This window comes from Moorena sp. SIO1F2, assembly GCF_010672755.1.
Lineage (GTDB): Bacteria > Cyanobacteriota > Cyanobacteriia > Cyanobacteriales > Coleofasciculaceae > Moorena.
Window position 1 is genome coordinate 1 of the sequence record NZ_JAAHFV010000047.1, and the last position, 12,176, is coordinate 12,176.

Below are 12,176 nucleotides of genomic sequence, written 5' to 3' on the forward strand. Positions count from 1 at the left end.
TGAACTTGGAGAATTTCTCGAAAGGAGCAGTCCTACAACATTTCGGTGTGGGAGAAACAGTGATTCGTCAAGGGGATCCTGGTCATGCTTTGTACATTATTATTGCTGGGAAAGCTGTAATCACCGTCAAAGATAGTTATGGTGAACAACAGGAGATGATGACTCTGTCAAGTGGTGAGTTTTTTGGGGAAATGGCACTGTTTAGCGGCAAACCAAGCTCCGTATCCGTTACCGTTGTGGAAGATTTACAAACTATTGCGCTTTATTCAGATCTGGTTAATCAGATGATAGAAAGCACACCAAGTCTCGCCCGTGAAATCGGTCAAATTATCGAAGCACGACGAAAAGCGATAGATGAGGTGAAACAAGCCAATCTTGCATCCAGTAATGGTGCCGAGTTATCAAGTCAAGGTTAAGTTGACTATCAATCAACCATCATGGGATTGGCCTTGGCCTTTGGGCCACGCTGCGCGAATGGCCACGCGGGGCGCGTTCGCAACTGTAATGCCATGGGATTGGCCTTGGCCTTTGGGCCACGCTGCGCGAATGGCCACGCGGGGCGCGTTCGCAAAAGCTACACAGGGGGACGGTATTGCCTATAAGGTGGAGCCAGTGGTAGTGTAATCGGGGGAACACCAGTGCGATCGTGCGCTATCTTAGTGATTGTTACTGATTGCATAAATCAGGTTTATCTGGACTTCAGCACTAAAAGTGCGTACCTACACAGCATCAGTATTTTCAGCATTAGTATTCAGGAAAAAGATAATTGGTAATTGTCATTACTCCTGAGCCATTACCGATTATCCATTACCGATTACCTATGCCAAGCCATGCTTAGAGTACAATCCCCAAGGTTCTAGTATACCCAAGGTTCTAGTATAAGCGACTCAAGACATAGTCGCTCAGATCAATCAGAGCTTGCTTCGATTCTGAGGGTTTCAACACTGATATATTCTTAACTGCTGCCTTAGCATATTTGGCAGCCATTTCCCGCGATCGCTTAATTCCTTTACTATCCCTGACCAGTGCCAAGGCTTGTTCTTTATCCTCCGGCTGGGCAAACTCTCGCTCTATGAGCACCTCTAGGTAGGGTTTTTCTTCGAGGGCAAATAAAACTGGTGCTGTGAGGTTTCCACTAACTAAATCTGACCCTGCGGGCTTACCTAACACATCTGTGGAAGCTGTAAAGTCTAGAATATCATCTACAATCTGAAACGCCAACCCCAAATTACGTCCATAGTGATATAAATTGTCGGCTACCTGATCTGAAACACCACTTAGGCATCCTGCTGCTTTAGCACTATTAGCCATCAGTGAAGCTGTTTTGTTATAAGTCTTTGCCAAGTAGCCTTCTATAGTTGTCGTGGTGTCAAATCGACTCAGTCCTTGTTGGATTTCTCCCTCTGCCATATCTTTAATCACTTCAGAGAGCAGCTTAACTACCTCTAAGTTATCGAGATTAGCCAGATACCAAGCCGATTGACCAAACAGAAAGTCACCAGCTAGCACAGCGATTCGGTTATTGAACAAGCTATTAACAGTGGGTACGGTGCGGCGTACCTCTGACTCATCTATCACGTCATCATGGACCAGAGAAGCGGTGTGAATCATCTCAGTAATTTCTGCTAGACGTCGATGACGTGGGGTAATCTTGCAGTTGGTTATCGTTGCCCGTGAGACCAACAATACAATGGCTGGTCGTAACCGCTTTCCCCCAGCTCCGAATAAGTGTTCAGCTGCAGCGTATAAGATTGGGTGACTGGCACCAATCAGGTTTTTTAAGTTTTCACTCAATAGATACAGATCTGCTTCTACGGAAGCAAAAAGGGAGGTCACTGAGGTCATGGATCAGCCGACTCAGAAGTTAGTTACGAAAGTTTACATATTTCTTTCTTAATTCTAAGCTAACCGTACCCGATAGGAAAATTTTGTTGAGTTTATGGCAGAACTGGAAGGAAATCTGAGGAATTGTATAGACTTGTTAAGTCTGTAGCGATCTCGGCATGGCTACCCAGGATTTTTGTGCTATCCTGATAATTGAGGGTTTGAAAGATTTAACATACTGAATTCCAAATGTGGTAAGGGGAGAGTTAAATTCGGTGATCCCACCATAGCACAGAAGTTGGCTTAGGCAAGACAAGCCTTTCTATCCCGTCTATATCTCAGTATAGATACTGAGTAAACTTGTCAACCAGACATAACCACCAAAAGTTGCCTAATCGGGAGCCTGAGTTGAGATGATTCTCACCTTAAGATCAGGAGTTAGCTAGGCGAGGGTGGTTACGGTCAACTGAATTAAACACCTGTATCCCATACCTTTTATCCGCAACCATATCCTAGAACTATAGGGTTTTAGGATGGCTTTGCAGCATATTTCTATAGAACGTTGCATCTATCTGTCTCTTGTTCACTCTTATGTTATACATTGATATGTCGTTAATGATCCCCCTGCTAGCTACTGGCTACTTAATCACCATCTATGTGCTGTTAACACTAGCCCAGCGTGTTCAAAGTTCTCCAAGGTACTTTGCTAATCCCATTAAAAATGCCTTGGCTACTCGTGTGCCAACTGAGTCGGCATCCGAGGTCAACCAGGTTAAGGGATGGTCTCAAAGGTCTCAAAGTGAATCTCCTCGAGCATAACCCATGGCCTATTCATCTGCTTGGGTAGGAAGAGTCTTTAAACCTGGCGCAATGAGTACCAGATTGTCTAAATAGATTTTGAGTTGTCCCAAAAACAGATAGACGCAAATAGTTCTGACCACTGTCTGTGTTTATCTGTTTGGCTATGATATTTTGACAGGTCATGGTCTACGGGCTAATGATCAAGTAGATCTAAGTATATCTTAGCGATACTCCAATATACAAGGTTGCCGTCATCAGGACTGACGTTGCCAAAAAGGTCAAGTCAGGCTTTCCCCCTTTTGGCTAATGGCCTAAGGGGGCATTTAGTCTTGGGCTACACAAACCAATTCCACAAATTTTATCAGCATCTAAACGCTGAAAACCCCGTCACAAAGCGAGCGGGTCAGAAGTTACCCCAATCAGAGGGTCGCCTTTATGGGTGAGTGGGCTATGCAGAAAAGGTTTAAAACTTTGTAGTAAGGCGACCCTCTGATCAGGTTTCGTCTCCGGGATGAAAGCGAATAGCGGCTAAAGCCGCCCGTAAAGAATCTCGAACCTAAAAGTGTTGACAGTTGTATAGCGCTATAGTACCATTCAAGTATAGGGTACAGGCTGAAAAACCGAACGCGCCCCGCGTGGCCTTTGGCCTTGACGCAACCGGGTCCCAGACCCGTCACTGCATGACCTAAAAGTAGTAATGCCCGGAGGGTAGGGAAAGTCCTCTTTAAAAACCCAATCATCAATTAACCCTTAAAGGCGACCCTCTGATTACGGTAACTTCTAACCCCACCGTACCGTGTTTTTTATCAAAATGTGCAATGCTCGGGTTCACACACCAACGGTTACAGGCTATGCATAAAAGGGTTAAAACTTTTTTATTAAGGCGACCCTCTGATCAGGTTTGGTCTCCGGCACACCGAAACCAGGCGAAAAGGGAGGAAACGGACTTCTTAAGGCACTCCTAATAAGTAGCCAAGCGCTTAGGGAGAATTGCCCGCTGGGTCTGCTATAAACTGAACTGAACTCTTAGTCTTGACGGGTTTTTGGTTCAGGTACTGCTTAATTTTTGGCGGCGTCAATGATTAAGATATAGCGGTTTAAGGCAGCTCGTTGAACTAAGAATCCCCGCGTCTTTAGACCGGGGAGTGTCAAAGCCTGCTTGCTTGGCTAAGGCCTGAGGGAGTAACCCAAGCCAACTTTTTTGATCAAGTTGATCAAGCCCTAGAATTGCTGATCTGGGGGGGGAACGGTAAACCCAACAGCCCTGGTGGTGGTCGAGGTAAGGGAGAGTTTGTCCTCTCCCTTTTTCCCTCTGCCACTAGAACAAGCATTATTCTGGCCTTCCCATGACCAGGGAAATGTTTCCCCTAGCTGAGTTAGGTAGAATTAGGGATTATATTGGGTTAATTATCCCAACAAGGCTTTGGCTTTAGCGACTACATTCTCAACCGTGTAACCAAACTTCGCCATAGCGACGCCACCGGGAGCAGAAACACCAAAGCGATCAATGCTAATCATATCACCCTCGCTACCCAAGTAACGGCACCAACCAAAGCTGACACCAGCTTCGACCGCGAGGCGCTTGGTAACTGCTTTGGGCAAGACGGATTCCCGATAGGCTTCATCCTGGGCTTCAAAAAGTTCCCAGCTTGGCATGGAGACAACACGGACTTTCTTCCCTTCCTCTCGCAACTGCTCAGCCCCTTGGACACACAGTGACACTTCGCTACCAGTACCAATCAGGATAATGTCAGGAGTGCCATCGCTGTCAGAGAGGACGTAAGCCCCTTTGGTCGCGGCTTCAATGGAACTACCAGCTAGGTTAGGTAAACCTTGTCGGGTAAAGGCGAGGAGAGTTGGAGCATTACGACGCTCAATAGCTACCTTATAAGCCCCAGAGGTTTCGTTGCCATCAGCAGGTCGAAGGACTACCAGATTTGGTATAGTCCTTAGGGAAGCAATGGTTTCAACCGGTTGGTGTGTCGGACCATCTTCACCTAAGGCTACCGAGTCGTGGGTCATTACCCAAATTACCCCAGCTTCTGATAGAGCCGACAGGCGAATTGCTGCCCGCATATAGTCGGTGAAAATCAGGAAGGTGGCTCCATAGGGAATCAAGCCAGAGTTGTGAAGGGCAATGCCATTGCAAATCGCTCCCATACCATGTTCCCGGACGCCAAAGCGTAGGTTCCGGTTTTCATATTGCCCTTTCTGGAAATCCCCAGATATGTTCAATAAAGTGAGATTGGAGGGAGCGAGGTCAGCGGAACCACCAATCAATTGAGGCAGTACGGGAGCAAGTGCATTGAGAGTGGCTTGAGAATGTTTACGGGTTGCTACTCCCTTGTCTTCCGGCGTGTAGGTGGGAAGGGCTTTTTCCCATCCTTCCGGGAGTTGGCCACTGGTAATTTGCTCAAATTCTGCTGCTTGTTCAGGATACTTTGCTTTGTAATCTTCTAGGGTTTGATTCCAGGCAGCTTCCGCTTCCGTACCGCGTTCCACTGCTTTGCGGAAATGATTGAGAGCATCATCTGGAACTACAAAGGGTTCATATTCCCATCCCAGGTGTTTGCGAGTGGCCTCCACTTCATCCCCACCTAAAGCTGCACCATGGACAGCATGTGAATTGGCTTTGTTAGGAGAACCATAGCCAATGGTGGTGGTTACCTTAATCAAAGACGGCTTATCTGTTACGGCTTTGGCTGCTGCTATGGCATCATTGATAGCTTCGAGGTCAGTGTTACCACTCTCTACATGTTTGACGTGCCAGCCATAGGCTTCAAAGCGCTTACCCACATCTTCAGTAAAGGCTAAGTCAGTAGAGCCGTCGATGGAAATATGGTTGTCATCGTAGAGGGCGATGAGTTTACCAAGTCCTAGGTGACCCGCTAAAGAACAGGCTTCACCAGACACCCCTTCCATGTTGCAACCATCACCAAGGATGACGTAGGTGTAATGATCGACAATCGTAGCATCCGGTTTGTTGAACCTAGCAGCTAAGTGAGCTTCTGCCATTGCCAAACCCACACCATTGGCAATTCCCTGTCCCAATGGACCAGTAGTTACTTCAACCCCATCGGTTTCAAAGTTTTCTGGGTGTCCAGGTGTGACCGATTCCCACTGGCGGAACTGCTGAAGATCGTCTATGGTTACACCATCATAGCCAGTTAGGTAAAGTAAGGCGTATTGCAACATACAGCCATGACCAGCCGACAAGACGAAGCGATCGCGGTTGAACCAATTGGGATTTTTGGGGTTATACCGCATAAAACGGTCCCAAAGCACGAATGCCATAGGAGCCGCCCCCATGGGCAGCCCAGGATGACCAGACTTGGCCTTTTCTACAGCATCAATCGCCAAGAAGCGGATGGAATTGATGCAAAGTTCTTCGAGAGACTGGGTTGCAACGGCCATAATTTCTGTTTAATGGATATGTGTGTACTATGGTCTAACAAGAATTTGTCTGAGTTCAAACAAGGGTGGCTCTCGGTTGACCCAAAGGTACTTTCTCATAATCCCATTACCGGGATCAATCAGCAAGAGATAGGGATTGGCTCAGCATGAAGGATGTTCGCCGGATAGCTTCCCTTGTAGGGTAGGATGAAGCATCAAGGATGAAAACAATCCATAAAGCCTGGGAATATGGGTTACTCAGTAACTATCATTAACTAGTAGTTGGAACTAGTAGTTTTTTCCTTGACCTACCTTCACCCAATGCCCACCATAAGCTCAAGCCTACCCTTTTGGTTCTCCTACGGAGTAAGCCGTTAACGGTTCAAACTTTATTCCCACTTTCCCGGTATTTTTTGAAGGCTAGGGTTACATTATGACCGCCGAACCCAAAGGAATTGGATAGCACTACTTCTACCATCTGCTGGCGACTATAATTGGGTACGTAATCCAAATCACATTCAGGGTCTGGGTTGTTCAAATTTATCGTTGGTGGAATCTGGTCATGGGCAATTGCCATCACTGAAGCCACTGCTTCAATGCCACCAGACCCTCCCAACAAATGACCTGTCATGGATTTGGTGGAGCTAATTGCTACTTTATAGGCATGGTCTCCTAAAGCTTTTTTAATCGCTGCTGTTTCAGTTTTATCATTGGCAACTGTACTAGTCCCGTGGGCATTGATGTAGCTAACCTGTTCGGCCGTCAAACCAGCATCCTTCATCGTCAGTGCTATAGCCCTGGCTGCTCCTTCGCCACCTGGTACAGGGGATGTGATGTGATGGGCATCACAGGTCATGGCATAGCCAACGATTTCGGCATAAATTTTTGCTCCACGACTGAGGGCGTGTTCTAGTTCCTCTAGGATCAGAATCCCAGAACCTTCTCCCATCACGAAGCCATTGCGAGCGATATCAAAAGGACAGCAAGCTGACTCAGGAGTATCGTTACGAGTAGATAAAGCTCGTGCTGATGCAAAACCCGCCATTGCTAGGGGAGTCACCGCCGCTTCAGCACCGCCACAAATCATGGCTTGGGCATAGCCTCGCTGGATTAAGCGAAACGCATCACCTACGGCATTAGACCCTGCGGCACAAGCAGTAACTGGGCAACTATTGGGTCCCTTCGCTCCCGTATGAATTCCTGTCTGACCAGCTGCCATGTTAGCAATCATCATCGGGATCATAAAAGGACTACAGCGGTCAGGTCCACGTTTAATAAGAACTGTTTCCTGGTCTTCCAGTACCTTGAGACCACCGATACCAGTGCCAATCATTACACCGACCTGTTCTGCGTTCAGGTCATTGATCTCAAACTGGGCATCAGCTAATGCTTGCTTACTGGCAGAAACCGCCAATTGAGCAAAGCGGTCCATACGCTTTGCTTCCTTACTCTTCATGTAGTCATGGGGATCAAAGCCCTTAACCTCACCAGCAATACGACAAGCGTGCTTGGAGGCATCAAATAAGGAAATTAAACCAATACCATTGCGTCCGTTTAACAACCCTCCCCAGTACTCAGCCACCGTGTTGCCTATTGGCGTAATTGCACCGAGACCTGTAACAACGACCCGTTTTTTATCAAAGTTTGTCATCATGCCATTAAAACTAGGCTTATCGACCGTGAACGCAGAACTTGCGGTAATAAATCAGGCTGATTAAGCTGGAGTTTCTGCTCCTGCTCCTGCTTTTTCCCCAATGTAATCCACAGCCTTTTGAACAGTGTCGATCTTTTCCGCCGCTTCATCAGGGATTTCGATGTCGAAAGCTTCTTCTAACGCCATCACCAGTTCAACTGTGTCTAGGGAGTCAGCGCCCAGATCGTTGGCAAAGTTGGCTTCTGGGGTAACCTCGCTCGCCTCAACGTCCAACTGTTCTGAAACGATTCCCTGAACTTTCTCGAAAATGTCGCTCATATAAATATTCCTCAGCCTTTTTAGCTAGAACCTCTCAAGTACTACTTACTGATTTTATGGGTTTTCTGATCTTATCCGAAAGAGGTCTCATCTTGTAGGTAGGTAATAAGGCTTCAGAGCCTGACCCCACTTCCCTTAATCCTCGGCTTTGGTGCCTTTGTCCCCCGTGTCATCTATATTAATTTGCTCAAGACCCCAGAACTGCTTAGTTTCCACAACATTTGATGGTAACCCAAGAGACATCCTTAGGAATTGTACACCAAACCTCAAAAAACCGCTCCTTTTCTCCTCACATGACCGTTGCCTTCCGAGACTTGACCCAGCCAAACTTTAGAGCTTCATGGACATAATTTCAACATCGTCCCTTGGAATTTGAGTTTCTGGCATCCGAGCTAACCCTGTTAATTCACGATGGTCGATCTTGTAAATTTGAAGTTTTTTTGTATTTTTGTCAAGCTAATCAAACAAAACTTTACAAAAAGCCGTGATTAGCGGGAAGCTGATTTATCAAGCCTTCCTTTGGGTTTGACGGAGTTGCGATCGCAGCCATCGCGCCGACAGTATCGGTATGAATACTGAATACATAATTATACCAATTCTTACAATTATTACTGCTCACACGACTACACATTCATTGGATCTGACTATCTGACCATCTGACCATCTGCATCTGTAGTCCTACTTTGAAGAATTGGTACTATATCATTTCAGGATAATTACCCTTAATAAAAATCTCCCCTATCTCCCCATCTTCCCCTCCTGGGAGGGGTTAGGGGTGGGTTCCCATCTCCCCATCTCCCCACACCTCCCACCCTCCCCACCCTTCCAACGCTCTCCTTAATTATGGGTATTCAAGCAGAGTTGATATTAGTTGATGGGCTAACTAACCAATCCCTACTAAAAGGGCAGCAGTAAAAAATTTTTGTTTGATCAAGATGAGCTTTTCAAAATACACGACTTCGGTGAAATTCCTCGTAATATCAGTTTTGGAATGAGTTAGCTCAGTTAGCTCAATTATGTATTTACACGGTTGTCGTGCTAGGTCAATTTGATCCTAAAATTGATGTAATCACTTAACAAGGAAAGTCTCATGAATTCAAGTATTATTTTTTGGTTATTCAGCTGGTTTTTATTGGAAATTTATGATTATCAAACCAAAAACAAGACTATCAAAGATAGCCATCAAATCCAAAATTTATTAATTTATTGTTTTTTTTTATTTTCAATAACTATGAAGCCATTGAACAAGATCTAAATTTGGCTAATGAGAAAATAAAGTGGCTGGACTATGAACTTAAAGAAAGTCATCAGCAAATCATCGGGATAATCAATAAGTTTATTGTAGTTAATAACTCCTTAAGGAGGTTGCATAAAAAAAATGTCTCACTCCAAGAGAGGGTTGAACAGCTGGAGCTGGAAAAGCAGGCTTTTCTTGAAGAGCTTGATGGGGGAGTAGAAACTTCAAATTGGGATTATCAAGCCTGGGAGTTGATGGTACAGAAAACCAAAGGAATAATTGTGGAGCTAAACCAAGTCAAGACGGAAGTTAAATCACTCCTAAGACAAAACAAACAATTGGCATGGGATAAAGCATGCTTAGAAAAGCAACTTGAATTGGAGAGGGCAGAAAATCAATGCCTGACTATGGAAAAACAACAACTAAAGCAGCAAAAAAGTATCTTGGCAGGGAAACTGAGACAGAAGCATCTTGAAACTCAATCCCTACTCACTGAAATTGAAGCACTAAAGATGTAAAAACCAAGATGTGTTGATGATAAATTTTGATCACTCTACAAGCTTAAAGCAGGACAGTGACGGTCATGAGTAATATCGTGTCCGGTTGACTACTTATCATTCTGGGGTTTTAGTTAATTGAAAATTGAAAATTGAAAATGGTCAATCAACAATTAACAATTAACAATTAACAATTAACAAGTCATGGGCATAGGATCAACCATTTTATAAGTGATTAACCGGACTTAATCTTACCACTTACTAATTTCTAATTATTGACTCTACCAGGTTAATTTAGTAGCCGAATAGTACCACAACACATTTGATAGTTAAGTGACCCTTGAGCATACACAGAAAAACCAGGCAATAGCCAAGACAAAATACACAATGGTGATGGGTATAGGTGATGGGTATAATTTATTCAAGTCATTAGTAACCCGTCACTGGGGCTAGCCCCAAGGGTACCAGAATAAACTAAACCCCGCTGTGTGTCCAGAGTCAAAATTGCCCCATCCCGAATCAATTGGGTCGCATTCTTCACCCCCACAATTACTGGCACACCTAAGCGTAAGCCAATCACTGCTGCATGGCTAGTTATACTATCTTCCTCAGTGATAATTCCTGCTGCCTTGCGAATAACTTCCACAAATTTGGCATTGGTTGAAGGAGCCACTAGGATTTCTCCGTGGTTGAAATTAGGTAAATCACCATCAGTGCCAGCCACCCGAGCAACACCACTTACTGATCCCTGACCAATACCAACTCCCTGACCCAAAACTGCTTTGACTAACTCTACTTTAATTAAGTCTGTTGACCCAGCCACACCTTGGATTGTCCCCGCCGTCATGACCACCAAATCTCTTTCTGTTAGAAGCTGTTTTTCCTGAGCCACGCTGATTGCGGCTTGGAAGGTCTGACCAGTTGAGGGTAAATCCAGGACTAACAAAGGTCTGACCCCCCAAACTAGCTGGAGTTGTCGAGCCACATCTACATGGGGTGTTACTGCTAATATGGGAGTCTGGGGTCGGAATTTAGAAACATTCCGCGCTGTAGCACCGGTTTTGGTCAGAGTCATGATGGCTGCTGCCTCTAACTGCTCCGCAATGTGACCAACTGCTTGGGATATAGCATTGGGAATGGAACGGCTGGTGTCACGAGCATTACCGATAATCTGTTCTTGCTCAATGCGCACCGCAACCGTGCCCATGGTCTTTACAGCTTCTACTGGGTATTTACCAACAGCTGTTTCGTTAGAGAGCATGACTGCATCAGTGCCATCAAGGATAGCATTAGCTACGTCAGAAACCTCTGCACGAGTTGGTCGGGGTGAGTGAACCATACTGTCCAACATTTGAGTGGCAGTGATGACTGGGATTCCCCGTCGATTGGCTGAGGCAATCAGTCGCTTTTGTAAGATTGGTACATCTTCTGCTGGCAGTTCTACCCCTAAGTCACCCCGAGCAACCATCACCCCATCGCACAGGGAGATAATTGCCTCCATTTGCTCAATGGCTTCATGCTTTTCAATTTTGGCAACGACGGGTACCTGCTTGCCAGCACTGTTAATCAGTTCTTTGATTTCTAATATGTCCTGAGGATTACGAACAAAGGAGAGTGCTACCCAATCCACACCTTGATCCAAACCAAACATTAAATCTCGTCGGTCTTTATCGGTTAGAGCTTTGATGGATAGGTAGACACCAGGGAAGTTAACTCCCTTGTTATTTGAGAGGGGTCCACCGACGGTAACGGTACAGTGCAAGGCTCGTTGCTCTCGGTCTACCTCATCTACCCGCATCTCAACTTTGCCATCATCTAATAGGATGGTGGCTCCCGCAGGCACTTCGTCCGCTAGGGGTTCGTAGGTAACTGAACTGATTTCCTGTTTACCAACCATGGATTTGCTGGTTAAGGTGAAGCGATCGCCATTGTTGACAACAATGGAACCGTTTTCAAACCGCCCCAAGCGAATTTTCGGTCCTTGCAAGTCTTGCAGGATCGCTACAGGCTGATTGAGTTCAAAGGCCGTCTGGCGGATCAGGCGAATATTGCGCTGATGGTCTTCGTGGGTGCCATGGGAAAAGTTAAGTCGTAAAGTGGTGGCACCAGCTTGAATTAGTGCCTTGAGAACATCTGGGCTATTGCTCGCAGGGCCAATTGTGGCGACAATCTTTGTCCGACGTAGGGAATTTGGCGATTGCATAAACGTGAAAGGGATTAGGTGGGTTTCCCGAACAACACCTTAGCATGGCACATTACTGTTTTTTGTTTGATATTAAGTTTTCCTAAATATCTTTACAAAGACTTGTCATTAGTCATTAGTTATTAGTACCAAGCCAGGTTTAATAAGATTCGGTAAACATTCCCCAATCTACACTAAGTGCGGTTAGTAGAGGATGAATTGCCAGTTAAAAAATTGTTGTGATAATCAAGTTGTAATAAATAAGATATT

At 45.5% G+C, this 12,176-nt stretch carries 10 protein-coding genes; 4 read left to right on the top strand and 6 right to left on the bottom strand.

What is annotated here, in order from left to right; genetic code table 11:
• The coding region (locus F6J94_RS08905) for a Crp/Fnr family transcriptional regulator (protein ID WP_293039188.1) at window positions 1–416 on the top strand (416 nt) is incomplete at its 5' end.
• A 21-nt stretch (window positions 417–437) separates the two neighbouring features.
• Entirely contained in the window at window positions 438–602 is a 165-nt protein-coding gene (locus F6J94_RS08910) for a hypothetical protein (protein WP_293017255.1), read from the top strand.
• 271 nt (window positions 603–873) lie between these two features.
• Here the strand turns inward: F6J94_RS08910 and sds are convergent, their stop codons facing one another.
• On the bottom strand, window positions 874–1,845 hold the full coding sequence (gene sds / locus F6J94_RS08915; RefSeq protein WP_293017256.1) for a solanesyl diphosphate synthase: 972 nt from the start codon (window positions 1,843–1,845) through the stop codon (window positions 874–876).
• A 570-nt stretch (window positions 1,846–2,415) separates the two neighbouring features.
• On the opposite strand from sds, the gene F6J94_RS08920 reads away from it, so the two are divergent.
• Complete coding sequence (locus F6J94_RS08920) at window positions 2,416–2,643, top strand: hypothetical protein (protein WP_293017258.1); 228 nt, start codon at window positions 2,416–2,418, stop codon at window positions 2,641–2,643.
• Window positions 2,644–4,032: 1,389 nt separating this feature from the next.
• Here F6J94_RS08920 and tkt read toward each other — a convergent pair.
• The 4 genes from tkt to F6J94_RS08940 all read right to left on the bottom strand — a co-directional run bounded on the left by tkt (window position 4,033) and on the right by F6J94_RS08940 (window position 8,260).
• Window positions 4,033–6,039 carry a transketolase gene (tkt, locus tag F6J94_RS08925; RefSeq protein WP_293017259.1) on the bottom strand — a complete coding sequence of 669 codons (2,007 nt, stop codon included), beginning with the start codon at window positions 6,037–6,039 and terminating at the stop codon, window positions 4,033–4,035.
• A gap of 361 nt (window positions 6,040–6,400) precedes the next feature.
• Window positions 6,401–7,669, bottom strand: a complete 1,269-nt coding sequence (gene fabF, locus F6J94_RS08930; protein ID WP_293017357.1) for a beta-ketoacyl-ACP synthase II — start codon at window positions 7,667–7,669, stop codon at window positions 6,401–6,403.
• Between the two features lie 63 nt (window positions 7,670–7,732).
• The gene (gene acpP / locus F6J94_RS08935) at window positions 7,733–7,990 is read right to left on the bottom strand and encodes an acyl carrier protein (RefSeq protein WP_293017260.1); all 258 of its coding nucleotides are present in this window, start codon (window positions 7,988–7,990) and stop codon (window positions 7,733–7,735) included.
• 135 nt (window positions 7,991–8,125) lie between these two features.
• The gene (locus tag F6J94_RS08940; protein ID WP_293039191.1) at window positions 8,126–8,260 is read right to left on the bottom strand and encodes a hypothetical protein; all 135 of its coding nucleotides are present in this window, start codon (window positions 8,258–8,260) and stop codon (window positions 8,126–8,128) included.
• Window positions 8,261–9,196: 936 nt separating this feature from the next.
• Here F6J94_RS08940 and F6J94_RS08945 point away from each other — a divergent pair.
• Complete coding sequence (locus F6J94_RS08945) at window positions 9,197–9,745, top strand: hypothetical protein (protein WP_293039194.1); 549 nt, start codon at window positions 9,197–9,199, stop codon at window positions 9,743–9,745.
• A gap of 400 nt (window positions 9,746–10,145) precedes the next feature.
• Here the strand turns inward: F6J94_RS08945 and pyk are convergent, their stop codons facing one another.
• Window positions 10,146–11,927, bottom strand: coding sequence for a pyruvate kinase (gene pyk / locus F6J94_RS08950; protein WP_293039197.1), 1,782 nt, complete (start codon window positions 11,925–11,927; stop codon window positions 10,146–10,148).
• Window positions 11,928–12,176: the final 249 nt, after the last annotated feature.

Coding starts and splice junctions, on each gene's coding strand:
- F6J94_RS08910 (WP_293017255.1), top strand. CDS start 438: ATGGGATTGGCCTTGGCCTTTGGGCCACGCTGCGCGAATGGCCACGCG.
- sds (WP_293017256.1), bottom strand. CDS start 1,845: ATGACCTCAGTGACCTCCCTTTTTGCTTCCGTAGAAGCAGATCTGTAT.
- F6J94_RS08920 (WP_293017258.1), top strand. CDS start 2,416: ATGTTATACATTGATATGTCGTTAATGATCCCCCTGCTAGCTACTGGC.
- tkt (WP_293017259.1), bottom strand. CDS start 6,039: ATGGCCGTTGCAACCCAGTCTCTCGAAGAACTTTGCATCAATTCCATC.
- fabF (WP_293017357.1), bottom strand. CDS start 7,669: ATGACAAACTTTGATAAAAAACGGGTCGTTGTTACAGGTCTCGGTGCA.
- acpP (WP_293017260.1), bottom strand. CDS start 7,990: ATGAGCGACATTTTCGAGAAAGTTCAGGGAATCGTTTCAGAACAGTTG.
- pyk (WP_293039197.1), bottom strand. CDS start 11,927: ATGCAATCGCCAAATTCCCTACGTCGGACAAAGATTGTCGCCACAATT.